Raw genomic sequence first — 24,873 nt, forward strand, 5'->3', positions numbered from 1 at the left:
GCACGCAAATACTCGCAATCATCATGCCCGAATTGATTTGCGCGCCGACGCGCGGCGATCTCAATCAAATAATGGCGTGAACTTGGCGCTCGCATGTCCGAATGACTGCGAGCTTTGAAAATATCGTCGATCGTCATGCGTCGAATGCGAGTCCGCGATCGCGGAGATTGAACACGCGCGAGTCCTGATACACACTGCTGCGGTGCAATAGTTGGGAATGTTGATGTGACGGAGTTGGTTCATCGTGAGAAGGCGCATGTCCTGCCGCTCGACAGCATCAGGGGCATCGCTGCGACGTCAGTGGTGATTCACCATCTGCTGCTGATGCCGACGTTCCTCGCGGCGTTCCCGCACAATGCGTGGATCAACTGCTCCTTCTTCAGAAGCTCCTGGCTGCTGGTCGATTTGTTCTTCGTTCTCAGCGGGATCGTCATGTCGCTCAGCTACGTCGAGAGCGACTTCGGCCGCTTTTCGCTGCGTGAGTTCATGGTGCGGCGCCTGGCGAGGGTCTATCCGCTGCACATCGTCATGCTGATGGCCAATCTGCTGTTTCGCCTCCTGCGCATCAGCCTGGTCATGGCGGGTGTCGTCGTGGCCGCGCCGGCCGCCTTCGAAGTGAATAATGCCTATTCCTTCGGTCTCAACGTCCTGCTGCTGCATTCGATGGGGTTCATCGATTATCTCAGCTGGAACGCGCCAAGCTGGAGCATCAGCGTCGAATTCTACACCTATCTGGTGTTTGGCCTGATCGTCCTCTTTGCCCAGCGCATGCGTTCCCTGCTCTGGTTCTACGTGCTCTGCGGCGCGCTTGCGGTCGCAAGCCTGGTCTTCATCATCTTCGGGCTCGACAAGAGGAGCCTCGGGCTTCAGACCGATTTCGGCATCCTGCGCTGCTTCGTGAGCTTCTTTCTGGGCGTGTTGACGGTCAGGATCGTTGATCGCCTGCCGGCCAAGCCGGGCCCTGCCGTGCAGGGCGCGCTGCAATTCGTCGCCATGATCGCCAGCATCGTGCTGGTGTCCCTGGCGGAGACCAGCCCTGCGTCGACCTTCCTCGCGCCCGTGACGTTTGCGATCTTCCTCGGCAGCCTGCTCGCCTTTCCGGATGCGCTGCTGGTGCCGCGGATTCTGGTGGCCAAGCCGCTGGTCTGGCTCGGGAAGCGTTCCTACTCGATCTATATGGTGCACGCCCTCGTGGTGCTGCTGGCCGAGTATTTTGTGCGGGCGGTCGGGGCGGGGCGCATCGCCGCGCTGGATTCGGTCTGGGCCGGTCTGCCGGCCTCGCTGAATCTCGTGGTCTCGTTGGCCGCCGTGCTGGCGGTCTCCCACTTCACCTATCTCTACGTCGAAATCCCAGGCGGAAGACTCATGCGGAACGCGCTCGGAAGCCGGCCCGATTTCTCGGCGTCCCCCGCCCGGCAGACGAACTGAGCCCGCCATGACGATCCTTGCGCTGCATCGTCCCCGGATCACGCTGATCAGCCTCAACATCGAGGCGATCGCGCTCGGGGTCTATCTGGTCCGCGACGCCTTTGGCGGCGTGATCCGCTATTACACCAGCATCTATCACGTGGATCCGCTCTGGTACCTGCCTGACGGCGTCGCGCTTTTGTGCCTGGCCCAGTTCTTCGTGCATTGCATCCTGCGCAATCGTAGCACCCTCGCGCTGCTGGTGCTGGTCCAGATCATGCTGTCGCTTGTGCTCGGCTACCTCTTCATGGGAACGATGAACGCGGCGATCTCGTCGTTCAAGATGATGCTCCCGGTGTTCGTGGGATTCTGCTTCTGCGATTCCAGTCTTGGTTCGTACCGAAAGCTGCTGTCGGTCATCGCGGTGACCTTCTATCTCTCCGTGATCGGCGTTTTCCTGACCAAGTTCTATTTGATGCCCTGGGTGGGCTATAAATACGAATCCTTCGGCGCGGTGCGCGAGGCCGGCCGGTTGTGGTGGGCCTATGGCGGCGACGACCAGCGCCTCATGGGCTTTGCCGCCGACAACACCATGGCGGCCTTCTTCATCCTGGTGTCGTTCGCGATCACGTCCATTCGCATGAGCACCAGTTGGTGCCTTATATTTGGTTCCATCGCGATCTATGCGATCAAGCTGACCACGAGCAAGACGACCATGATCGTCCTCGTGCTCTATCTTGTTCTGCTGGTCTTCGTGCGGATGCTGCCGGAGAAATCGCGCTTCCCCGCCATCCGATTGATCGCGCAATGGTCCTTCGCCGCGATCTTTGTGCCGTTCTTCATGATCGTGGTGGCATCGGGGACCGCCGCGGTGCCGCACTCGACCCTGTTCAGCATCGTCGATCGCATCAACAACAGCTGGCAGCTGCCGTTCGTCTATATGAACCAGCTCATGCCGATCGGTCTGGTGACCGGTTGCGGCGCGGGCTGCTTCAACTATCCGCAGAAGCTGTTCTCGCCGCTCGCACATTTCTGGGTGCCCGTCGACAATTTCTACATCGGGACTTACCTGATGTTCGGTCTCCCGTTCGCCGCATTCATGGTGATGGTGTTCCGGGCGACATTCGGAGCGACCGACGTCTACAAGCTGACGCTGATCTTCGTCGTCAATCTGTTCACGATCACGGTGCTGAATTACGGCCCGGCGTCCGGCCTGCTGATCATCGCACTGAGCTTCAGCGAGGTGTTCTCGCGCCGTGCGGCCTCCGCGCGGGCGGGAGACGCAGTGCCAATCGTCATGCGGCCGCCGGTGCCGCCATTGGAAGGCTTCCGCCCGGATATACCGGCGGCGAGCGGAAGCAGGTGAGAACGAACGATGCATAAACGGCTTGCATTCATCGACACGCTGCGCGGCATTGCCGTGCTGTCGGTCCTGGTCCAGCACGTATTCGAGATCATCGTCGAAAAGCATCCGACTGGTGCCTATTACTGGCCCTTCCACGACGTGTTCGGCTATTACATGAATTTCGGCCGGTTCGGCGTCGTGCTGTTCTTCTTCGTCAGCGGCTTCGTCATTCCGTTCAGCTTTCCGGACAGCGCCACGCCGGTTCGGGATTTCGCGATCAGCCGCTTCTTCCGGCTCTATCCGGCCTACTGGACCTCGCTCGTGATCGGTCTCGTGACGATGCAACTGATGGACTCGAAGGTCTATCCGCTGGGGCAGGTTGCTGCGAACGTGACGATGCTGCAGACCTTCGTGAACATCCCGAACCTCTGGGTGTTCTACTGGACGCTGGCGATCGAGCTGCTGTTCTATGTCGGATGCACCATTCTGTTTGCGATGGGGCTGCTGAACCGGCGTTTCACGGCCGTGACGATCGTCATTGCCGCCGCGCTGGTCGGAACGACCGCTGCACTTCTGGTGGAGAACAGGACCGTTTCCTCGGTGATGGAGGTGGGGTTGAACCTGTCGGCGATGTTCCTGGGCAAGATCATCCGCGATACCGTCATCGGCGGAAAGCTGCGATGGACCCACGTGGCGGTCTGCACGCTGCTGTATGCCATCTTCGCCATCACCCTGTCCGACCGGCGGTTCGGCGGCGTGTATCACGAGAATTTCTTCTACAGCTATTCGATCGGATCGGCTTATGTCGGCGCGGCGCTGGTCTTCATCGGCTCTGCCGTGTTCGGCGAGCGAATGGCGTGGCGCCCGATGGCATTCGTCGGCGTGATCAGCTATTCGGTCTACCTGATGTCGCCGTTCGTGATCGTCTTCATCCATCGCCTCGTCTGGTTCGGCGATGGGCCGCTGGGATGGTCGATCTTCCTGGCGCTGATCCTGGCGCTGTCACTTCTCGTCAGCTGGATGACGTTCACGTTCGTCGAGAAGCCGAGCATTGCCTTTGGGCAACGGTTCCGCTCGGCGCGACGAAAGAAAGTGGTTCTCGAGCCTGCGCTCAGCACCCAGGGCGCCGCAGAGTGACCAAGCTTCCGCACCAGCCGGGCGTCGCCTATGACGGATCGTTCGTTCCGTCGGTGCAGGGGCTTCGCGGCATTGCGGCGCTGAGCGTGCTGATGGATCATTTCTACGACATGCCGAAGGGCGGCATGTACGACATTCCGGATCCCGGATTCCTGCCGCCGCTCTGGACCTGGCTGCAATCGGTAATCAATGTCGGCGGGCATGGCGTCGAGCTGTTCTTCATGATCAGCGGCTTCCTGATCCCGGCCAGCCTGGTACGGCACGGATCGCTGCCGCGGTTCTTCTTCGATCGCGTCCTGCGCATCATGCCGGTATTCGTCGTCCTGCATCTCGCGCTGTTCGCGATAGGTCCGATCGTCGCTTACAAGTTCTTCCGTGGGATCGATCTGCCGAGCTATCTCGGGATCTTCGCGGCCAACCTGTTCTTCGTGCAGGACGCGCTCGGCTTGCCCATTGCCCAGCAGAACGCCTGGACGCTGACCTATGAATGGGCATTCTACATCTGGTTTGCCGCAACGTTCTCGATGCTGCGCATCGGCGGCAAGATGCTGGCCGCGCCCCTGATCCTGCTGGGCGTCGCCTGTCTGCTGCATTGGCCGATCACGGCCTTCTTCTGCATCGGCATGCTCTTCAGCGCCACCGGCTTTCGCATCGCGATTCCGGGGCGTCTCGGCTTGGTCGTGGGGCTAGCCTGCGGAGTGGCGATGTATGCGAGCCTGGTGCTGTTTCACCCGTTCGTGGCGCTGCTTCCCGGCTTCCTGCTGTTCGGCATGGTGCTTGCCCCGGAGTCAGGCCTCGGCAGGGCCCTGAGTGCGCCGGCCCTGCAATATGTCGGCAAGATCAGCTACAGCCTCTATCTCGTGCATCCCTTCGTGCTGTTCCCCTTGCAGGTGATCGGCCTCAAGCTGGTCGCCGTCGGTGTCGATCGCTGGCTGCTGTGGGCCGCTTTCATCGCGCTTGGGCTGGTGATGTCGTTGGTGGCGAGCGCGATCAGCTATGAGCTGATCGAGGTCAGGCTGCGGCGCCTGCTGGACGGTGCGATCCGGGGCATGTTCTTTCGGCCGCTGAAGGTCGGACAATCGGTTTGAGACACCGCGGTGCCGTCGCGGTCAGCTCACGGTACGACCCGCGAGCTTGTGATAGGAGCCCAGCAATCCCTCGGCGATGCGGTCCCAGTTCAAGATGCCGGCCGCGGTCTGCCGCGCGCCGTCGGTCAATGTCGCGGCAAGAGGTTTCGAGGTCAGCACGCGTTCGAGCGCATCTGCCAGTGCCGTGGCATCGCCGGGAGGAACAAGCAGCCCGTTGACACCGTCGGTGACGACGTCGGGAATGCCGCCGGTGGCGCTGGCGACGACGGGACGCGCATTGCCGTAAGCCGATGCAAGCACGCCGCTCTGCGTCGCATCCTTGTACGGCAAGGCGACCACGGCGGCGGATTGAAACAGCCGCCCGGTATCGGCAGGTGAAATGTAGGCATTGATGGTCTTGACCGTCGGCATCGCCTCCATCCGCGCGCCGAGCCGCGTCATCTCGGGGCCGCGGCCGGCAACGATCGCCTCGTGCGCCACGCCGCGCCGGGCCAAGATGTCGATCGCGTCGATGAAGACGTCCAGGCCCTTGTAGGCCCACATCCGTCCAAAAAACAGGATACGCGTGGATTCGGGCGCGGTGATCGTACCCTTGGCCGGCGGAACCATGAGCACGCCGTGCATGCTGGAAACCGTCTCGCCCTTGAAGTCGGGTGACGCGCGGCGAAAATCGGCAATGCAGCTCTCGCCGTGCGTCGTGACGACCGACGCGGCGGCGCGCATGCGTTCACGCCAGCTATCCTCGCGTGGCGACGTGCCGGAGCCGCCTTCCGAATGCGGAATCGCATCGTGAACCGTCAACACGAGAGGGATGCCGAGCGGACGAAGGAACTGGATCAGCTTGGACGTGTAGATCTCCGGAACTTCGTGACAATGAATCACGTCCGGACGAAACGAAATTATGTCGAGGAACGAGGCCGGAATGCCGATCGCGCCACCACGGCGCAGGCTCAGGTCGCGAATCCGGGTCTGAAATGGCGCCGCCACGGCGATATCGGCCAGTTCCCATTGCTGGTTGGCATCCTTGCGGTTGAGCACGAGGCGAACGTCGCAATGATGCGCCAATCCCGATGCGAGCCGGTAGGAATATTCCGCAAAATGCGGTGCGTAGATCGCCACACGCAAGCGCCTGGAGTTGCGGAGAGAACGCTGGGCGGGCGAATTCATCAAGGCATCCATTTTGCATCACTTCGCAAAGGTTCATTGGAGTGTAGTCCACGATTTGAACTCACTTCCACTCTAAATCGGAAACGTGACGGCACTCATCTGATTGCCATCACTCCGTCGTAATGTAGCGAGCAATCAGTACTCCGCCGTGATCGGAGATGGTGACGTCACGGCCGCATCGTGCCACGTCGTCTAGTCTGCGATTGTGGTTGGATCTGTCGGAATTGGGTCGAATTGTTGATGAACGTCACGCAGGGCAAACAACATCAGGTCGTGGTGGCGTTGTTTTGGTCGCTCGCACAGAATTGGGGCGGCCGCGCACTGTCCTTCGTGCTGTTCCTGGTATTGGCGCGGCTGCTCAATCCCGCCGATTTCGGCCTTGCCGCGCTGGTCGCCTTCATCCTGCTGCTTCTGAGCTCGATCGCCGAATTCGGCTTCGGTGACGCGCTGATCCAGCGCCGGACGCTCGAGCCCGCCGACGTGACGCTGCCCTTTTTCTGCTCGTTTGCAGCCTCGGCGCTTCTGGCCGTCCTGATTGCGCTGCTCGCAACCGACATCGAGCGTTGGCTCGACGTGAAGGGGCTCGCGCCGCTGTTGACAGCTGCCTCTCTCGCGCTGCCGATCGGCACCGCCACCCTGTTCCAGGAGGCGCTCTACAAGCGCCAGATGGATTTTCGCGTGCTCGCGGTCAGGACCATGGTGGCAACCGCCGTGTCCGGCGTCGTGGGCATCGCCTGCGCCTATGCCGGGTTTGGCGCTCTCAGCCTCGTGATCCAGGTCGTCGTCCAGAGCGCGATCAGCGGCTTGTGGCTCTGGAGCCAGCCGCGATGGCTGCCGATGCGCGGCCACGACATGAAGAGTTTTCGCGAGCTCTCGGGCTACAGCATCCATGTCGTGCTGAACAGGCTGCTGGATTTCGCCATCGTGCGGACGATCGACATGATCATCCTGTCGCTCTATGGCGTCGCGGCGCTCGGCATCTACACGGTCGGTGCGCGGGTCTACATCATCCTGATGCAACTGCTCACCCAGGCGGTCATGGACGTCGCGCTCAGTGCATTGTCCAAGATCGCGCATGAGCGGGACCGCATCGCAGGCGCCTATCTTCGCAGCGTCAGCCTCGGTGCGCTGATCGGATCTCCGGTCTTCGTGCTTCTCGCGGCGATCGCGCCGGAGTTTTCCCTGCTGCTGTTCGGGGCCAAGTGGGGCGGCAGCGAAGCGGTGATGCGGCCGCTGATGCTGATCGGGGCGGTGCAGACGGTACAGTTCGTCAACAGCGCCTATTTCGGCGCTCTGGGCAAACCGAACTACGTCTTTGTGCTCAACATCCTGAAGTTCTGTACGGTCGTGCCGGCGATGTTCCTGCTTACGTCGCGCGACATCGGGCAATTGGCCACGATCTTCGCGTTCTCCCAGCTCGTGGTGACGCCCGTGACGTTCGCGCTGGCGCTCCGGCTGCTGGGCTTGAGCTGGGGCCAGTTCCTGCGTCCGATTGCGGGCTGCCTGTGCGCCATCGTCCTGGCTTACGGCGCGGTCGCGCTGTGCCGCGAGGCGACGCCCGGCATGAATCCCTATTTGCGGATGGGATTGCTGTCGTCCTGTTTTGGCGTGACCTATCTGACCGGCCTTCTGCTGTTCTGGCGGAAGCAGGTCCTTTCCCTGATCGAGTTCGTCGTGAAGCGCGGTGCGACCGCCTGATGAAGACGAGGAGGATGTCGTGAAGCAATTGATCCCCGTGCCCGTACGCCGGCAGCTCCGAGGCTGGCTCAACAGCGCGAAGAATACGCCGTTGGCACTCGATCTGCTCGAGCTGCGCAGGTGGCAGATCGCCCGCAAGGACGTCGGCGTCAACGGCGCGCCGCGCAACAATCCGCGCCGGCTGGTCGTGCTTCCCTCCGATCCCTGGAGCGTTCATCAGTCGCGCGGCGACGAGGCCATGATCGAAGCGGCGTCGGGGGAGATGAGGCGGGCCTATCCCAACCTCGAGGTCTACATCATCACCGCGACCGCAACGGCGAGCGCGGACGTGCGCGCGATGGGCTTCAAGCCGCTCGAGCTCTGGAGGCAGCCGTTCTCCTATGAGACGGTGGCGCAGGAGCTGTCGCTCACCAGGCCGGATTTCGGGCTGGTCCTGGGCGCCGACGTGCTCGACGGCTACTATTCTCCGGTGGATGCCGCGCGCATGCTGCTGGTTGCCGATCTGATGGCGGCGTTCGGCGCCAAGGTCAGCGTGCTCGGCTTCAGCTTCAACTCCCGCCCGGCGAAAGCGCTACGCGAGGTATTCCGGCTGCTCGATCCGGGCGTGGTCCTGAATCTGCGTGATGCGATCTCCCTTCGGCGCTTCGACGATTTCGCCCGGAAGCGCGCCCATCTGGTCGCTGACGCCGCATTCATGCTGACGCCGCGGACGGATACGGCCGCAGTGAAGCAGATCGCGGCCGCGATCGCGCGGCAGCGCGAGCAGGGCCGCAAGGTCTTCGTCTTCAACATCCATCCGATGCTGTTCAAGAAGCCGGAGCCGGCCAAGTTGCGGCAAATGATAGACCGCGCGGCGGGCGCCATGGAGCTTCTGTCTCGCGAGCACAATGCAAGCTGGTTGTTGCTGGCGCACGACTACCGCCCGGAGATCGCCGACGACAATTGCCTCCGGCCGCTGGCCGCCCGTCTCAAGCCCGCGCTGGGCGACCGCGTGCACCACGTCGATCAGGTGCTGTCGGCTGGCGAGATCAAGGCCGTCGTCGGTCTGGTCGATGGCGTGATCACGGGCCGCATGCATCTGGCGATTGCGGCGCTCGGGCAGGGAACGCCCGTCGCAGCGATTACCTATCAGGACAAATTCCAGGGCCTGTTCGCGCATTTCGGCGTCAGCGAACAGCTGTTGCTCTCGCCCGCCCAGTTTCTCGTCGGCGACAGCTTCGAGACGTTTCTGCTGCATTTCCTCGGCGCGCACGAAGCCGTCGGCCAGCAGGTCCGTCAGGCTCTGCCTGGCGTCATGGAATTGTCCCGCGCCAATGTCGCGCCGCTGCTGGGCGAGAGCGCGATGCGGATTGTGCCGGCGGCCGACGGTAAGGTCGCCTGAACGCCGCTCACGTCATCGGCAGGGCAGTCAGTTGACTGCCCGCTCGGTGTTGTCGAAACGCATGGGTGTCTCGGCGGTGGCCGTCTGGACCTTGCGCGAGGAGGGAGCGCCGGTGTCGGCCCAGCGATTGATGAGGCGCCGCGCGGGATTCTCGAAATAAGCGTAGGTGCGGTCCGCGATGACGGTCAGGACCACGCAGCACGCCAGGGCGAACAGGCCGAACTGATCGGGCCGCAGTCCGAGCCAGGTCCATAGCGGCTTGAACACGGCAATGAGAACGGCGTCGTGCAGCATGTAGATCGCATATGAGGTGTTGCCGAGCCGGCCGAGCAGGCGGGCGCCCGGAAACTGCTTGAAGGCGCTTTCGCCGACCGCCGTGAGCAGGATGGCGCAGGAGAACAGCAGGATGGCGAGGTCGGGCTTGGCGAAGACGTTGAGGACGAGCACCGAGACGCCGAACATACCGATGCCGGCGAAGATCATCCGCTTGTTTCGGTAGGGATGCGACATCCGGAACAGAATGGCGAGCAGGATGCCGTTCAGGAAGCTCGGCAGTGCGCGGAGCATTCCGTAGTCGAAATTGGCGCCATACATCTGCGACCGCTCCTGCCAGATCGGCAGATGGCCGTGGGCGAGAACCAGATAGAGCGCCGCCACGATCGCAGCGAGCACGATCGGCTGGACCTTGCGCGCGAACAGCATCAAGAGCGGAAACACCAGATAGCAGAAGAACTCCGCGCTGATCGACCAGGACGGCGAGTTGAAGCTGAGGTGATCGGTGACGCCCCAGGCCTGTAGCAGCAGGATATTGTACAGGAAGTCCAGCGGGGTCGAGCGAGCCGTGCGTTCCAGCCCGACGCCGATGAGCACCACGAAGACGAGCAGGCTCAAGAGGTGCAGCGGATAGATCCGCGCAATACGCCGGATCATGAAGCGGGAATAGGCGGCCACGCCGCGCGCGTCGGACGGGTAGGAGTAGGAGATCACGAAGCCGGACAGGATGAAGAACATGTCCACGAACAGGCCATAAGACCCGTTCCACGCCGGCGAGATGCCCGTGTCGATCAGCTTCAGGTGGAAGATGAAGACCCCGAGCGCGGCGACGAAGCGGTAGAAGTCGAGAACGACGAAACGTCTTGCTTCACTGGCTTCCATCGGGCCTCGGAGTCCTTGCGCGGTTCGTCTCCGTCTCTAACGGCGAATTGTGACGCAAGTTCGCTGCGCGTTGGCCGATGCGGCGCAATCGGGGCAGCTCGCCCGAATTCATGGGAGCCATCCCATTGCGAATGGCAGCCGGCGTCCTGCTCATCGATCAGGCAGGCGCCCAACAAACGACGGGGCCGGGACCGACATGGTCCCGGCCCTCTTGGCTCGAATTCGCCGTGCTCAGACGAACAGGAAGTCGTGGCTCGTCAGGCTGGAGACGTAGACGTTCTTCAGCAGGATCGAGTCGGTGGCGGAGAACGTAATGAGCGCGTTGGTGCCGGACTGCGTGATTTGCAGGTGGCTGTAGTCCGCCGCCAGCAGCTTCGAGATCTGGACCACGTCGTGAGTCGTACCATCGCCGGCCTGGAAGTTGAGGATCTGGTCCTGGCCGTGGTCGTAGGCAATGGTGGTCGCGTTCGGTGCAGCCGAGAACACGTCGTTGCCGGCCCCGCCCTGGATCGTCACGCCGCTGGCGACGGCCGTGACATTGTGGGTACCGTCGGTCTTGGTCTGATCGAAGTACTGCAGCGCGCTGGCGCTGTTGTAGTTCTCGTGCTGCGTGGTGCCGGCCTGTCCGTTGAAGTTGAACAGGAAGACGTCCTTCGAGCCGTCGGTGTTGTTGGCGATCTCCTGGGTCTTCACGCCCGCGCTGTTATAGATATCGGTCAGCTTGCTGCCGTCGTCGTGGATGACCTGGGTATAGTCCAGGGTGCCGTCGGCGTGGGTCCGGGTGAGCTCGACCAGCTTGCCGGAGGCATCGAGGTGCTGATGCTGGGTGGTGTAGGACTGCCCGGTGACGTTGTAATTCCAGTTGTCCGACGTGCCATCGGCATTCTTGATATAGGCGGCGGTCTTCACGCCGCCGGTATAGACCGTCGTGGAGCTGTAACCGTCGAGCTTCGTGGTCACCTCGCTGGTGATGACGCCGTGGGCGTCGTACCAGTCGGAGGTCTTGGTGCCGTTGGCGCTCTGCTCCAGTGTGAAGGCCAGGCTGTTGTCGGCGTGGGTGCGAACGATGTTGGTGAGGAAGCCGGTCGAATCGTAGGTGTCGTGCTCGTTCGCGTAGGTCTGGCCGACGACGTTGAACTGGAAGACGTCCTTCGACCCGTCGGCGTGGTAGTCGGTCTCCGTCTTCTTGACGCCCGACGCATCATAGTTGGTGACCACGCTGCTGCCGTCGCTGTTGATGATCTGGGTGTAGTCGAGCGAGTTGTCCGCATGCCAGCGGGTCACCTCGGTCGTCTGGCCTGTGGGGTCGAGGTGCTGGTACTGGGTGGTGTAGCTCTGACCGGTGATGTTGTAGCTGTAATTGTCGTGGCTCTGGTCGGCATTGGTGATGTAGGCCGCCGTCTTGACGCCGTTGGTGTACACCGTCGTCGAGCTGTAACCGCTCGGCTTCTGGAACACCTCGCTGGTGAGGACGCCGTTGGCGTCGTACCAGTCGGTCGTCTTGGTCCCATCGGCGGTCTGCACCAGCTTGAAGGCCATGCTGCCGTCGGCGTGCTTGCGGATCAGCGTGGTGAGGAAGCCGGTCGCATCGTAGATGTCGTGCTCGGTCGTGTAGCTCTGGCCGGTGATGTTGAAGAGGAAAACGTCCTTGCTGCCATCGGCGTGGAAGTCGGTTTCCTTGGTTCGCGTCCCCGCAGCGTCGTAATTGGTGACGACGCTGCTGCCGTCGGCGTTGATGATCTGGGTGTAATCGAGCGTGCCGTCGGCATGCTTGCGGGTCACGGCCGTGACCTTGCCCGAGGGGTCGACGTGCTGGATCAGCGTGGTGTAGCTCTGGCCGGTGATGCCAAAGGCGTAATTGTCCTGGCTGCCGTCGGCATTCTTCACATAGGTATTGGTCTTGACGCCGTTGCTGTAGGTCGTGGTCGACGTAGTGCCGTCCGCCTTCTGCACCACCTCGCTGGTGAGGCTGCCGGCGGCATTGTACCAATCGGTCGTCTTGGTGCCGTCCGTGGTCTGAGTGAGCTTGAAGGCGAGACTGCCGTCGCTGTGCAGGCGCGTCAGGCCGGTGAGGAAGCCGGTGGCGTTGTAGACGTCGTGCTCGGTCGTGTAGTTCTGGCCCGTGATGTTGTAGGTCCAGACATCCTTGCTGTGGTCGGCGTGATAGGCCGTCTCGACCAGCTTCACGCCGGTGGCGCTATAGGTGGTGATCACGCTGCTGCCGTCGCTGTTGTAGACCTGCGTCGAGTCCAGCGAGCCGTCGGCATGGCTGCGGGTCACCAAGGTGACCTTCCCCGAGGCGTCGAGATGTTGAACCTGGGTGGTGAAGCTCTTGCCCGTGATGCCGTAGGTGTAATTGTCCTGCGAGCCGTCGGCATTCTTGACATAGGCGGCCGTCTTCACGCCGCTCGTGTAGAGCGTGGTGGAGTAATAGCCGTCGGACTTCTGGACGACTTCGCTCAGAAGGGTGCCGGCGGTGTTGTAGGTGTCGGTGGTCCTGGTTGCGTCGGTGCCGACGTGAACGAATTTCGTCTTCACGCCGCCCGTGTAGCTGATCAGGTCCTTGGAGCCGTCGGTGTAGGCCACGGTGGTCGAGGTCGGCTGCCCGCTCGAATTCAGGCCGGTATCCGACTTCGATACGAGCGCTCCGCTGGAATTATAGGTCTTCGTGCTGCTCCAGGTCGCGGCCGAGTTCGTCACCGAGAACGAGTAGCCGCCCTGGATCTTGGAGAGGGCGCTGCCGTAATGGGCAATGATGTAGTCCATGGTCGCCTTGGAGGCGACGGGCAGGACGTGCGAGCCGGTCAGCGTGATGGTCTGCAGTGCCGTCGACTCGCTGAGGTCGGACAGCTGCGGCACGATCTCGGCGGCCGAGCCGCTGACGGTGGTCCTCGTGTCCGGCGGGGTCGACGTGGCCGGGGGCGCGTCGATCTCGATGATCAGCGGGTGGTCGCTGACCGGAATCGTGATCGAGCTGACGTCGGTGTAGCTGGCGATCGCCGTGGTTCCCGTCAGGGTGTCGTACACCTTCACCGAATGATGCACGCCGCCGAGATTCACGGTGACCGTCTGGGCCGTGTTGGACACCTCGCTATCGGTGGAATCGTTCCAGAGCTTCGGCTCCGCCCACACGACGAGCTCGTAGGCGCCGTTGCTCTTGCCGAGCACCATGCTGTTGCCGGTCGCCGGCATGTTGCTCAGGGTGTAGTTCAAAGGATCAGTCGGCTGCAGGCTGCCCTTGCCGTCGTCGGCCAGAATGGTCGTCAAATTGTGGATGGCGGTGGCGGCGAGCTTCGGCGTGCCGTCGGAATTGAACAATCCGAAATTGGCCTCGGGATTGGTATTGCCGGCGGACGAGTCGCGATCGAACAGCTCGTAGAGATAGGTGGCGCTCACGCCGGCCTTGTAGGCATCGACCAGGGTGTTCAGGATCGATTTGGCCTGCACCGTCTCGTCGACGCCGAGATATTGGGTGTTGGCCTGGGTGGTGTAGCCGGTCTCGGTGATGACGACGGGCTTGCCCGGCGCCGCGGTCATGACGGCGCTCAGCGTTGCCGAAATCGAGCTGCCGGTCGTCAGGCTGGTGCTGACATAGGCATGGGCGTTGGCGTAGTCGACCGACCCCGACATGTTGCCGAGCTGGCTGTAGCCTTGCGGATCGTTGTAGGCCAGTGACAGATTGTAGACGGGGATGCTGCCGAGCGTGGCGTTGGCATTGACGGCCTGGTAGAGCGCGCTCTGGAACTGGGCCGCGGCGCTGAGGCTCGAGCTGCCATTGTAGCTGAAGGGCTGGTGATTGGCCTCGTTGAGCCCTTCGATGGCGCTGATGCTGCCCGGATGGCTCACCGCGAACTTCTCGAGCGAGGCGATGTAGTTCTGCAGTCCGGTTGTGCCCGTCTGGGGCAGGGCGGACGACACCAGGAAGTCGAACTTGTAGCCGGCGGCGGCCAGGCCATCGACGACGGGTTGCGCAGCCGGGCTGGTCCCCATCGCGTCACGGAGATGGGTGACGCCGAGATATTCGAGGTCGTCGACCATCAGCGCGAGATTGTTGTAGCCGGTCCACCCGAAGCCGGCGTGGGTGTTGACGCCAATGGAGTTGATGAAGCCGCTGGCGGACAGGATGGTTTGATCGGACATTGCACACTCGATTTCAGCGCGAACGAAATTGCTCGCAGGATTTGCGTTCAAGCTTCTCTGTCGAGTGTGAATTTCAGATAAAAACGAAGCTGCAAATCGCGAGCGAAACGCGGTTCCTTGTGCAGGAACAGACTTGCTCGGCAGCAGCAGAATATCGATGCGATGCCGGTTCAGCGTGGCGCGAGGAAGGCGCTTTCAAGATTTTCGCGATTTGCACTGCTGAATGTATGCGCAGGCGGCGCGAAAGACTTCATACGGCGGGTATTGCGACGCCGCGATGTGGCGCTCGTGTCCGCCGTTCGGAGTATCTTCGCCCCGTGCTTTGGCGCAGCTCGCGCTCTGTCCTGCACGGGAAGTTCGCAGATGCCGCTTCGATGAGCGGTTAAACCCCATGATTTACCCGTAGGGGTTGTGAATGCTCAGGGATGCGGCAGGAGCGCGTTGCTGAGGGCCCGTTCCGTACCGGAACCCGATCTGCATCGCAGGAGGTGCGAGAATCAGCCGCGGCGAGCCGGCATCAGAAAGTCCCCGCGCCATCCAATGACTGCCGTCGCAATCGCGGCGATCACGATCTTGCCGGCGAGCCATGTCGCGGGCTCCGTCGGCATCGAGCCGAGAGATCCGATCAGGATCGCGGCCACCAGGGCCTGTATGACGAGCGGCCAGCGCGGGAATGCCTCAAAGCGCAGGGTCGGACCGAGTGCGACCAGCATGGTCGCGAGCGTGGCGACCGCAGCGCAGCCGACTGCGCCGCGCGGGGACAGGCCGGCCGAGGTCGCAACCAGCGCGAAGGCGACGACAAGAGCGAGCTGGCCGGCCGCGACGAGGACGAGCCTGGTCGCCAGCTTCTCGAGATGGGGGACGACCGCGATCGTCGCCTGCAGATGGGTGTGCAGGAAATAGAAGGCGGCGACCATTGGCGCCGTCTGCAGAAAGCCGGCCAGGCTCGCCTGCGGCACCAGGATACGGGCTGCATCTGGAATGAATCCAATCAGTCCGCCGAGCAGCACCAGGGTGGTGCAGATCATGAATTCGAACATCCGCCGCGCCGACTGCACCGATTTTGCGCCGCTTGCGTGCTCGAAATCGTGGACCACCTCGGGATAGCTCACGGTGTGGATCGCGGCATTGAGAACCCAGAAGGGACGTTGCAGCAGGTCGAGCGCGATCGAAAATCCGGCCCCGGCCCCCGTCGCGCCCAGCCGGCCGATGACGATGACACGGAGCAGCACCGGCACCGACAGATGGATGACGGACGCGCCCGCCGCCAGCATGCCGTAGCGGGAGAATTCCTTCCAGTCGGCCAGCATCCTCTGCAACGACACGCGCTCCATCGGCGTGCGATAGGCGGCAAGGCCGGCGAGGAGGCCCAGGGCGTGCCCCGACGCGATGCCGAGCAGCGCCGCTTCGGCGGTTCCCGAGATCACGCCTCCCGCGACGGCACCGGCCAGGAGGGCGGTGGCCCGCAGCGCCAGAAGGACGGAGGCGATGCCGAGCCGGTCGGACAGGCGGATCGACAGGAAATAGAGATCCGTCAGTCCCTGGAGGACGGAGATGCTCAGGCCCAGCGCGATGATCCCTCTCGGCAGCACGCTGGTCAGCGACGCGCAGCTCCCGACCACGACGAGCGCGGCCGCGCTCGTCAGGCCGGCCGCAAGCAGCGACCACCTCAGCCGGGCCGCCTCGTCCTCCTGGGCTGCCGCCAGAAAACGCAGTCCGGCCAGCTGCAGCCATTCGAACATCAGCACGCAGAGCAATTGGCTCGAGGCCAGCGCGAGGGAAAAGTTGGTGTAGTCGGCGGCGGGCAGCAGATGGCTGATCGCGAAGATCAGGATGATCGCCGCGGCGCTCTGATAGACGTAGCCCGCCATCGCGAAGAGGCGTGTCATCGCGGAATGAGGCGCTCCTTACCGACGATCGCCGCTCCCTGGGGCGCGTCGGCCGTTGCTGCGCGCACCTGCGACATCCGCTGCTCGCGCAATTGTTCATACAGATTCTTGTATGAAGACAGCACGTCGGAGAAGATCCACTTGTTGGTATCGGCGATCAGGCGCCGGCTGATCTCGTCGATCTTGTGCGGGTCGGCTGCGACCGCGAGCATGCTCTTGGCCAGGGATTGCGGATCGGCTTCGGTCAGCCAGCCGGTCACCCCGTGCTGGATGACCTCGGGCATGCCGCCGAAGCGCGTTCCGAGCAGCGGCCTGCCGGCCGCCTTGGCATCTGCGACGACCAGGGGACCGGGGTCGTGCCAGATGGAGGGCGCGACCACCACGTCGACCTGCTTGTAGAAATCGTCCGGCGCCACGAAGCCCATGAACTCGATTCGCGCATCCGGCGCGAGCGTCCTGAGGCGTCGCTGCTCCTCGTCGCTGACCCGGCCGGCGATCATCATGCGGATGCGATCCGGGGGCAGCAGCGCCAGAGCCCGCATCAAATTGTCGATGCCTTTTTCCTCGGTGAGGCGGCCGATGAATCCGAACGTCACCTCGGTGGTGCAAATCGGACGGGGATAGGGCGACTGCGGCGGCTCGGTCGAGGCATTGCGGATCACGGTGCGGATCGGCGTCTCCGCGAACATGCCCATATCGGTATGAATGGACAGGACGCGCTCGCTCACGCCGACCACGGCGCTGAGCCAGTGCGTGGCACGCTTGCGATGAAAGCTCAGAATTCCGCAGCTCGTGCAGGTGTGCTCGCAGGATCGTCCGTGGTCGAAGCGGGAGCAGCGCGGACAGGTCAGGTAATAGTCGTGAAGCGTATGAAGCACGGGAACGCCGAGCTGGGCGGCGACGCGCCAGATCGCGGTGGTGAGGCCCGACAGATTGTTGGAGTGCAGCACGTCCGGCTTGAAGGCCCGGATACGTTCCGCGATCAGGGGTGCCTGCATCTGCCAGTCGTCGATCGCGTGCCAGATGCTGCGCAATGCGACGTTCTTCTGCTCCGTGAAGGGCAGATACACGTTCCGCACCGGAGCGGAGTAGACGTTGACGCCGTCGCAGGTTTCCGGGGCCTGCTCGGGGGTGGATGCGGCCCGGATCACTTCCACTTCGTCACCGCGTTGCACCAGGCCTTCGGCGAAACGACGGGCGAAGATCTCCGCGCCGCCGACGATCTTGGGTGCCTGAGGCGTCGGATAAAGCGTGGACGTCAAAAGAACTTTCATCGCGTCAACCTCATGTCTGCAAAATCGGCTCTACCGCGCCGGCCTGATCTCCAGGGTGGGAACGGCACTGTCATTGGCTGCAATCAGAACAGGTGTGCTCGAGACGGGAATCCAGACCCCGGACGCAGGCTTCGCCGCCTGGTCGCATGGCATCGCAAAGCTTGCGCCTTGCTGATCTCCCTTGAGCCGAATTTCGTAGCGCCGGTCCGGAGCCTCGGACCAGACGGCAATTCTGCCGCCGGAGGCCGTCGATGCATTGATCGACACGACGCCGCTGGCGAGCTCGCGTCGCTCGGCACTCAGGCTGGAGCGAATGAAGGCCCAGGCGCCTTGAGCCGCGCAGGCGACCGGCTTTGGCGAATTGTCGAAACGATAGAGCCCGAAATTGTCCTCCAGCTCGGACGGATTCTTTCCACTGTCCTTGAGCTCATAGAGCCACATGCCCTTGAGCCAGCGGGCCGCGGTCGACGCCCACAGGATGAGCTGCGCCGTATTGTCGGCCTGGGCCTGCTCACTGACGCCGCATTTGTTGCTGGCTGTGGTCCAGCCCGTCTCGGTGACATAGATCGGGAAATCGGGGTTTCCGCTCGCCTGGCCGACCAGGCGGTGAAACGCCGTGAGCCGGTCGATGATCTCGGCCGAGGTGCGTTTGCTCGGGCCCATGCAGAAATTGTAGAGATGGATCGAAGCACCGTCGGCATATTGAAGGATGCCGGTTCGCAGCATCTTCTCCGTCCATGTCCAGCCCGGATCGTCGCCGAGCGCGCCGACCAGGAAAGGCGCATTAGGTGCAACCCGCTTGACCGCCGGCCGCGCGACTTGCGCGAGCGCCAGATAGTTCTCCGGCGAGAACGCGGCGTCTTTCTTCGCCGCCAGATTCCATTCGTTCCAGAGTTCGAAGAGTGGATGCTGCGGCAGGACCGATTGCGCCGCCGCCGCCGCATAATCGGCGAACCGCTGCCGCGCCTCATCGGTCGTCGGCGGCGTGGAATTCGGGACCAGATGATGGCCGAACGCAAGGATCAGAAGGGGGCGGGCGACGCCGGACCTGACTTGCGATTCCAGCCGGCTGAGCCTGGGCGTGAACCCCATCCGGCGTCCCCCCACCTCGAAATCGGACCAGGGAAAATCGTCGCGGAAGGCGTTGAGGCCAAGCTGCTTGATCTGGGTGACGTTCTCCGCAGGCACGTATCCGCGCGGGCTCACCGGGCCACCCAGGCCCTGATGCGTGCCGACCCCCAGCAGGAATCGGGCATCGAGCGGCTGCGCCTGCTGTGCGCAGACGGAGACCGGCAGAAAAACGGATGCGATGAGGCTCGCGAGGCGGAGACTGTCGCGAACCAAGGTGCGTGCGAATAGTCGAGCCATCAGAAATTCTTGGAGAGATCCGATTGCAGTCCCGCCTTCGCCGCGACCGGCGTCCCTTCGTTCTGGAGCAGCTCGAGATAGACCTGCTGCAACTGCCCATGCGTCTTCTGAACGTCATAGAGCTGCTTGAACCGGTCGTAGCCGCGCTGTCCCAGTACCTTGAGATCGAAATCCAGCGCCCGCCGAAAACCGTCGACGAGCGGCTGAACCGCGACGGGCTCGCAAAGCACGCCGGTGACGCCGTCGACGACGATCTCGGGCAATGCTCCGCTGCGGAACGCCAGGATGGGTTTTGCTGCGCGCATCGCTTCCAGGGCAACGAGGCCGAAGGCCTCCCATCGTGACGGGATCACGACGAGATCGGCAGCCTCGAGCTGGGTCTCGATGGTCGGGCGGTCGAGCCAGCCCAGCAGGTACACGTTAGGCGGGACGCTCGGGCCTTCATATTTGTTGACGACGGAGGCGCCGATCATGCGGACATCAAGTACGTCTTCGAGTTCGCGCGCCGCTTCGATCAGGAGATCGAAGCCCTTCTGACGGTCCAGGCGCCCGATGAAGAGAACCTTGACCTTCTTGGAGGTCCAGTCTGCCGCGACGGGCTGCGGCGAGCGCGTCTTCGAGATGCCGTTATGGACGAGCGTGAGGCGGTCGGCGGGAATTCCCGCCCGGACGGCTTCATTGAACTCGTCGCCGGAGATGCAGATGATTCGGTCCGACGTTCGTGCGAGCAGGTTCTCCGCCGCCTTTGTCACCACGTGACTGAGCCGGCCGGTCTGGCGCGAAAACGCCCAGCCGTGCGGACAATAGACGACACGCGGTCCGTCCGAGCGGGCCGCAAGCGCAGGACGGAGCACGAGGCCCGCGAACGAGGAATGCAGGTGCACGACATCAGGACGGAAGGCATCCAGGGCCTGCATGCTCGCGCGCAGCATCTGGAAGAGTCCGGCGACACCGCGGCTGGGCCGTTCGAACGTCGTAATATGATTGTCATCGACCCCAGGAAGATCGCGACGATGATCCGACGGCACGACATAATGCACATTGTCCGCGCCGAAGCTTGCCTGTTGCTGGGGATGCAACTCGTTCAGGTAGCTCGCAATCCCGCCCCGAATCGTCTCGGCGATGTGCAGCACTTTCATCGTTTGCCTCGCATAAGGCTGCGTCGGAGAGCCGGACATCGTGTATCCCTGTTCTGTGTTCGCTAGTGCGAAACACAGTTCCTCGAATACGTAGCGATAATGGGGCAGCGATGTGGTGATGTTGCGCCATGATCATTCGCATGCGTGCGATCGCTGTAAAAGCGAAAGAAATGTCATGGAACCACGCATCAGGCAGCAAGTTGCAAAAGGTTTGTGCAGGAACCATTGCGCGCAACGGGCGAGTCGTGTCGAATTTCAAGCAGCGCTGGCGACGTTTGCCGGGCTTGCGAGATGATCTAGCAGGGCCTTCGCCGATTTCTTCCACGAATAGAATGCAACGCGATCGTGCTGCCTCATGCGTTCCTGATCGGAGATGGCACCCGTTGCCAGTCTTTCGAGCATGAGCTGCTTCAGCGCTTCGGCATCGCTGGCGCTAAAATACGCAGCGGCGTCGCCGCATGTCTCCACGACGGCATCGGCCGTCGAGGCAATGACCGGGCAACCGAAGATCATGGCTTCGAGTGGCGGCACGCCAAAACCCTCATAGAGCGAAGGGAATACGAACGCCGACGCGTGCGCATAGAGCGCCGCGATCTCGCTGTCCGTCAGACGCCCGGCCAGCAGCAGGCCGGAGGCTCCATCGCCTGAATTGTCCTGAAAGACCTTGCTGTTATCGCCTCCGACGATGACCAGCGGAACGTCGGCCCGATCGAGCAGCTGGACCGCTCGGATCGCGACGGAAAGATTCTTGTTCTTGGTCCGCGAGCCCACATAGAGAAAGAACTTTCGGGGCTGGAGGCCGAGTCGGGCAATGATGTCCGGATCAGGCTTCGTCTTGGCGAAATGCTCTGCGCTGTTGGGAAAAACCGGGATCGCGGTTGCCGACAGATTCAGCACTTCGGCAAGCTCCTTGCGCGAAAAAGCGGATACGGTTGCGATGCTTGCATGTCGGGCCAGCAGCCGGCCCATCGTGCGGTGAACGGCCAGATAGCGCCAATTGAAGAAGTCGGGCCTGCGAAAGACCTGCGCGTCGTGGATCACGACAATGTGGTCGCGATGGAACACCGGGCCGGCATTGGCCAGGCTGATCAAGCGGCCTCCTGCGGCGGCCCGCGCCAGATCGATTTGATCCCAGGCGTGCCCGCGCAAGCGGCCGACGTTGCGGACCTTGATTCGCTCGAGGTGAAGGTCCTCGCTTGCATCCACGGGCGTCAGCAACTGCCAGTCTGCATTTCGCAGCGATGCCGGCGTTTGCTCCGATGCCAGCTGCGCGTCGATCGCCTTGACGATTTCAGCCGCATAGCGTTGAACGCCGGTGAGCTTTTGCGACAGAAAGCGGCCGTTGATGAAGAATTTCAATTGGCTACCACAATGGTTGATCGGAATTCGCCCGGGCTGCGAGACGCAGGCGGCGGACGAACCCGTAAAGGAGCAACCGTTAGGTACAGAAATATGACGCAGCTCTGCTGCGGTGCCGACGCTCCGCGCATGGCTGGTGCCCGCCTTGCTGCGGTTGGAGGCGCAGTGTAGATGTCGGCCATGAGTGACGATACCCACACTCTCCGCAGCGGCGGACTTGCCTCGACCATCAAGGCGCATGGCGCCGAGCTGTGCTCGTTGAAGGACGGCACCACCGAGTTCGTCTGGCAGGCGGGGCCGGAATGGCTGCGCCATGCGCCATTGCTGTTTCCGATCGTCGGGCGCCTCGCCAGGGACGAATTGCGGCACCGGGGCAAGACCTACCGGCTGACCCAGCATGGCTTTGCGCGCGACAACCGTTTTGCGTGGACGGAACGCGGCGAGAGCCGCTGCGTGCTGGTGCTCGAAGACAGCGAGACGACGCGTGCGCTCTATCCGTTCGCATTCCGGCTGACCGCAAGCTACACGCTCGACAGCGCCGGCCTCGATCTGACCCTCACGATCGCCAACAAAGGCAAGGAGACATTGCCGGCTTCGATCGGCGGTCATCCCGCGTTCAACTGGCCGCTCCAGCCGGGGCTTGCCAAGGAGAGCTATTCGCTGACTTTCGCGAGCGCGGAATCGTCTCCCGTCCGCCGTCTCGATGGCGGATTGCTGCGCCCGGCAACGGAGCCGAGCCCGGTCAAAGGTGCGGTGCTCCCCTTGTCCGAATCCCTTTTTACTGACGATGCCGTCATCTTCGACCGGATCGAGAGCAACGCGGTCCGCTATGCCGCGCCCACCGGTCCCTGGCTCACAATGTCCTGGCGCGGCTTTCGCGAGCTCGGCGTCTGGTCGAAACCATCCGGCGCACCCTTCCTCTGCATCGAGCCCTGGCGCGGTTACGCCAGTCCAGCCGGGTTCGACGGCGAGTTCAGCGACAAGCCTGGCCTGATGCACATCGCAGCAGGCGCGGAAGAGCAATTGTCGTTCCGGATCGAGGTCGGATCGTCCTGATGCCGGAAGGCCTCCGCGCCCGCTCCGTTGCGGGCCGGGCGATGGCCCTCAGACTTCGATCCGCGTGAGATCCTCGCCGAGCACGACAGGACCCGAATAGTCCTGCCTGACATCTTCGAGCAGTGCGTTCAGCATGGCATCGTTGGTACGCGGCCGATGATGGGTCAGCGCGAGCTTCTTGACACCGGCCTTGGCCGCCACCTTGCCGACGGTGTCGCCGCAGGCGATCGTGAATTTCGCAAGGCGGCGAAGGTGCTCGTTGGTGATCTCCGGCGTTGCGAGGAAACAGCACTGGACGAGCAGGTCGGCTCCCTGTGCCAGCCGCTCGAGTCCGGGGCAGGGGACGGTGTCGCCGGAAATCGCAATGACCTTGCCCTCGGCTTCGAAGCGGTAGCCGAGGCACATCCACCGCGCGAGGAAGGCCGGCTGCATGTCGAGACCATCGCCATGCTCGACCAGCTCGGCACTGATCTTCCAGCGTCCGGTGTCGAGAACGGGACCCGGTATGATGTCGGTTGCGACGACAGGTTTCCAGCCGCCGAGGCTCGGCTCGCCCTGATCCCGCCAGGCGATGTCCTTGTCGTAGACCTGCGTGATCAGCGTGTTGACGAGCCGTTCGGTATCCGGGGGGCCATGGACGCGCAACGCGTCCTTGCGTCCGTGCATCCATGAATTCAGCATCACGTCGTAGAGGTCGCCGATGTGGTCGAAGTGATGGTGCGTGAGAAAGACCGTGTTGATCGCGCCGAGTGGAACGCCGGCCTTGCTGAGCTGCACCACGACGCCGCGACCTGCGTCGAACAGGATGTTCTCGTCGCCGAGCCTGATCAGCGTGGTCGTCGCCATGCGCCGCGGGTCCGGGCGCGGGCCGCCGGTGCCGAGCAGTATGACCTCCATGGTGCCCACTCCCGTGTGAAGAGTCCTCACAGTAGAGTCGAAGGCGGCAATGAAGCAAGCCGCACCTGATCGGCGGGGGCGGGTGGTGGTCGTTCAGCGCATGCTGGTCGCAGTGGCGGCGACGGTTGGCCGGAGGCTTGACCGGTCCGATCCCGCTGATGTCAGGCGATGCGCCAAGTCCTGCGCGCGCCGCTCGATCAGATGCCATGTGGCGCGCGCGATCAGATAGCTCAGCGCGGCGGTGACGACATAGGCGATGAGCAGCGAGACCAGCCCGTCCGCGAGCGGCCAGAGCTGACGCAGGCCGTAGACCACCGCGAAATGCGACAGGTACATCGAATAGGAGTTGCGGCCGAGCGCCTCGAGCGGCTGGAAGCGGATGGCAAGCTTGATGCAACCGGCAACCAGCGCGCCGAGCACGAGGTTGATCATGAGATAGTTGAACTCATGCGAGCCCGTGACGCGGTCGGCGATGAAGGACAGCGCGATGAAGACGGCGTAGATCGCGGCGTCCGACTTGGCAAAGCCGTTGCGCAGCGAGAAGAACAGCGCGCATCCGACCAGAAAGACCGGAAGCTGGTTCAGGAAGCTGAGGTGGAGCGTGGTCCAGACGAACGCCCCGTGGCCGGGGCCGTAATAGGCCGAGAACAGCGCGAAGGCCCACGGCTTGAACAGGAAGACATTGACGAGATGCAGCACGATCGCGAGCGCGAGATAAAGATGACGGCGCGACCCGAATGCGGTGATCAGAAGCGGGAAGACGAGATAGAAGGTCATCTCCGCTGCGATCGACCAGTCGCCGGGCACCACGCTGTTGACGCTGTCCGGCCAGAAGCCGTGCAGGAAGGTCGCGGTCAGGATCACCTGAAGCGGCCCGATGCCATTGGGCGCATTGTCGCTTGGTCCGGTGCCGTTGATGATGAGATAGATCGGGATCGCGAGCCAGAACAGCGGCGCGATACGCAGGAAGCGGCGGATGTAGAACTTGCGCGTCGGACTGGTTTCGGTGCGCTGCGTCCACATCAGGCACATCGTCATGGCGCTGACGAAATAGAACACGTTGACGCCGGTCCAGCCGCACATGAAGGCGAAATCGATGGCGCGGATATTCGACGGAAATGCCTGCGAGACATGGATGGCCAACACGCCGGCGATGGCGAGGCCGCGCAGGACATCGAGCGTGTGTGAACGAGCGAACGGCACTGTGCCTCGCTCGGTTCGACCGGCAGCCAACCGGGCCTGCCCCTGCATCACGCCTGCTCCGTGGTTTCCTTGTTGTGCGCAGGCGCGACCATAGTGGCGGCGCCGGGCTTTCCGAAGCCGAACGCCTTTTTTACCTTAACCGGGGGTTGAGCCCGGTTTCGAATGTGCGG

At 62.9% G+C, this 24,873-nt stretch carries 17 protein-coding genes; 7 read left to right on the plus strand and 10 right to left on the minus strand.

What is annotated here, in order from left to right; all coding sequences use genetic code 11:
* Positions 1 to 225: 225 nt before the first annotated feature.
* Genes ML401_RS08080 through ML401_RS08095 form a run of 4 tightly spaced genes read left to right on the plus strand, consistent with a single transcriptional unit; the run spans position 226 to position 4,977 of the window.
* The gene (locus ML401_RS08080; RefSeq protein WP_285811277.1) at positions 226 to 1,428 is read left to right on the plus strand and encodes an acyltransferase; all 1,203 of its coding nucleotides are present in this window, start codon (positions 226 to 228) and stop codon (positions 1,426 to 1,428) included.
* Positions 1,429 to 1,435: 7 nt separating this feature from the next.
* Complete coding sequence (locus ML401_RS08085; RefSeq protein WP_285811279.1) at positions 1,436 to 2,773, plus strand: hypothetical protein; 1,338 nt, start codon at positions 1,436 to 1,438, stop codon at positions 2,771 to 2,773.
* Positions 2,774 to 2,782: 9 nt separating this feature from the next.
* Complete coding sequence (locus ML401_RS08090) at positions 2,783 to 3,889, plus strand: acyltransferase (protein WP_285811281.1); 1,107 nt, start codon at positions 2,783 to 2,785, stop codon at positions 3,887 to 3,889.
* Entirely contained in the window at positions 3,886 to 4,977 is a 1,092-nt protein-coding gene (locus ML401_RS08095; protein ID WP_194406492.1) for an acyltransferase, read from the plus strand. Before ML401_RS08090 ends, ML401_RS08095 begins: the two co-directional genes overlap by 4 nt.
* 21 nt (positions 4,978 to 4,998) lie before the next feature.
* Here ML401_RS08095 and ML401_RS08100 read toward each other — a convergent pair whose 3' ends face one another.
* The gene (locus ML401_RS08100) at positions 4,999 to 6,144 is read right to left on the minus strand and encodes a glycosyltransferase family 4 protein (RefSeq protein ID WP_285811285.1); all 1,146 of its coding nucleotides are present in this window, start codon (positions 6,142 to 6,144) and stop codon (positions 4,999 to 5,001) included.
* Positions 6,145 to 6,384: 240 nt separating this feature from the next.
* On the opposite strand from ML401_RS08100, the gene ML401_RS08105 reads away from it, so the two are divergent.
* Both ML401_RS08105 and ML401_RS08110 read left to right on the plus strand, forming a co-directional pair.
* Positions 6,385 to 7,842 carry a lipopolysaccharide biosynthesis protein gene (locus ML401_RS08105; RefSeq protein ID WP_285811286.1) on the plus strand — a complete coding sequence of 486 codons (1,458 nt, stop codon included), beginning with the start codon at positions 6,385 to 6,387 and terminating at the stop codon, positions 7,840 to 7,842.
* A 19-nt stretch (positions 7,843 to 7,861) separates the two neighbouring features.
* Positions 7,862 to 9,223: a polysaccharide pyruvyl transferase family protein gene (locus ML401_RS08110; RefSeq protein ID WP_285811288.1), complete on the plus strand. Its 1,362-nt coding sequence runs from the start codon at positions 7,862 to 7,864 to the stop codon at positions 9,221 to 9,223.
* A gap of 27 nt (positions 9,224 to 9,250) precedes the next feature.
* Here the strand turns inward: ML401_RS08110 and ML401_RS08115 are convergent, their stop codons facing one another.
* From ML401_RS08115 to ML401_RS08145, 7 genes are all read right to left on the minus strand, one after another.
* The gene (locus ML401_RS08115; RefSeq protein WP_285811289.1) at positions 9,251 to 10,378 is read right to left on the minus strand and encodes an acyltransferase; all 1,128 of its coding nucleotides are present in this window, start codon (positions 10,376 to 10,378) and stop codon (positions 9,251 to 9,253) included.
* A 231-nt stretch (positions 10,379 to 10,609) separates the two neighbouring features.
* Positions 10,610 to 14,518 (minus strand): RHS repeat protein, encoded by a 3,909-nt coding sequence (locus ML401_RS08120; RefSeq protein ID WP_285811290.1) that lies wholly within the window; start codon positions 14,516 to 14,518, stop codon positions 10,610 to 10,612.
* A gap of 497 nt (positions 14,519 to 15,015) precedes the next feature.
* Positions 15,016 to 16,407: a hypothetical protein gene (locus ML401_RS08125; protein ID WP_285811291.1), complete on the minus strand. Its 1,392-nt coding sequence runs from the start codon at positions 16,405 to 16,407 to the stop codon at positions 15,016 to 15,018.
* Positions 16,404 to 17,681 (minus strand): glycosyltransferase family 4 protein, encoded by a 1,278-nt coding sequence (locus tag ML401_RS08130; RefSeq protein WP_212065664.1) that lies wholly within the window; start codon positions 17,679 to 17,681, stop codon positions 16,404 to 16,406. Before ML401_RS08130 ends, ML401_RS08125 begins: the two co-directional genes overlap by 4 nt.
* Before the next feature lie 30 nt (positions 17,682 to 17,711).
* On the minus strand, positions 17,712 to 19,049 hold the full coding sequence (locus ML401_RS08135) for a hypothetical protein (RefSeq protein WP_285811292.1): 1,338 nt from the start codon (positions 19,047 to 19,049) through the stop codon (positions 17,712 to 17,714).
* Positions 19,049 to 20,188: a glycosyltransferase gene (locus ML401_RS08140; protein ID WP_285811293.1), complete on the minus strand. Its 1,140-nt coding sequence runs from the start codon at positions 20,186 to 20,188 to the stop codon at positions 19,049 to 19,051. Before ML401_RS08140 ends, ML401_RS08135 begins: the two co-directional genes overlap by 1 nt.
* A 255-nt stretch (positions 20,189 to 20,443) precedes the next feature.
* Positions 20,444 to 21,547 carry a glycosyltransferase family 1 protein gene (locus ML401_RS08145; RefSeq protein ID WP_285811294.1) on the minus strand — a complete coding sequence of 368 codons (1,104 nt, stop codon included), beginning with the start codon at positions 21,545 to 21,547 and terminating at the stop codon, positions 20,444 to 20,446.
* Between the two features lie 180 nt (positions 21,548 to 21,727).
* On the opposite strand from ML401_RS08145, the gene ML401_RS08150 reads away from it, so the two are divergent.
* Positions 21,728 to 22,603: an aldose 1-epimerase family protein gene (locus tag ML401_RS08150; RefSeq protein WP_285811295.1), complete on the plus strand. Its 876-nt coding sequence runs from the start codon at positions 21,728 to 21,730 to the stop codon at positions 22,601 to 22,603.
* A gap of 48 nt (positions 22,604 to 22,651) precedes the next feature.
* Here the strand turns inward: ML401_RS08150 and ML401_RS08155 are convergent, their stop codons facing one another.
* Both ML401_RS08155 and ML401_RS08160 read right to left on the minus strand, forming a co-directional pair.
* Positions 22,652 to 23,500 (minus strand): MBL fold metallo-hydrolase, encoded by an 849-nt coding sequence (locus ML401_RS08155; protein ID WP_211419540.1) that lies wholly within the window; start codon positions 23,498 to 23,500, stop codon positions 22,652 to 22,654.
* A gap of 93 nt (positions 23,501 to 23,593) precedes the next feature.
* On the minus strand, positions 23,594 to 24,703 hold the full coding sequence (locus ML401_RS08160; protein WP_285811297.1) for an acyltransferase: 1,110 nt from the start codon (positions 24,701 to 24,703) through the stop codon (positions 23,594 to 23,596).
* Positions 24,704 to 24,873 lie beyond the last annotated feature (170 nt).

Source organism: Bradyrhizobium sp. 62B (assembly GCF_030272265.2).
Taxonomy (GTDB): domain Bacteria; phylum Pseudomonadota; class Alphaproteobacteria; order Rhizobiales; family Xanthobacteraceae; genus Bradyrhizobium.

Excerpts from the sequence above, each read along its gene's own strand:
- ML401_RS08125 (WP_285811291.1), bottom strand. The coding sequence starts at position 16,407 with ATGACACGCCTCTTCGCGATGGCGGGCTACGTCTATCAGAGCGCCGCG.
- ML401_RS08100 (WP_285811285.1), bottom strand. The coding sequence starts at position 6,144 with ATGAATTCGCCCGCCCAGCGTTCTCTCCGCAACTCCAGGCGCTTGCGT.
- ML401_RS08140 (WP_285811293.1), bottom strand. The coding sequence starts at position 20,188 with ATGAAAGTGCTGCACATCGCCGAGACGATTCGGGGCGGGATTGCGAGC.
- ML401_RS08105 (WP_285811286.1), top strand. The coding sequence starts at position 6,385 with ATGAACGTCACGCAGGGCAAACAACATCAGGTCGTGGTGGCGTTGTTT.
- ML401_RS08150 (WP_285811295.1), top strand. The coding sequence starts at position 21,728 with ATGAGTGACGATACCCACACTCTCCGCAGCGGCGGACTTGCCTCGACC.
- ML401_RS08115 (WP_285811289.1), bottom strand. The coding sequence starts at position 10,378 with ATGGAAGCCAGTGAAGCAAGACGTTTCGTCGTTCTCGACTTCTACCGC.
- ML401_RS08090 (WP_285811281.1), top strand. The coding sequence starts at position 2,783 with ATGCATAAACGGCTTGCATTCATCGACACGCTGCGCGGCATTGCCGTG.
- ML401_RS08130 (WP_212065664.1), bottom strand. The coding sequence starts at position 17,681 with ATGAAAGTTCTTTTGACGTCCACGCTTTATCCGACGCCTCAGGCACCC.
- ML401_RS08155 (WP_211419540.1), bottom strand. The coding sequence starts at position 23,500 with ATGGAGGTCATACTGCTCGGCACCGGCGGCCCGCGCCCGGACCCGCGG.
- ML401_RS08120 (WP_285811290.1), bottom strand. The coding sequence starts at position 14,518 with ATGTCCGATCAAACCATCCTGTCCGCCAGCGGCTTCATCAACTCCATT.
- ML401_RS08085 (WP_285811279.1), top strand. The coding sequence starts at position 1,436 with ATGACGATCCTTGCGCTGCATCGTCCCCGGATCACGCTGATCAGCCTC.
- ML401_RS08135 (WP_285811292.1), bottom strand. The coding sequence starts at position 19,049 with ATGGCTCGACTATTCGCACGCACCTTGGTTCGCGACAGTCTCCGCCTC.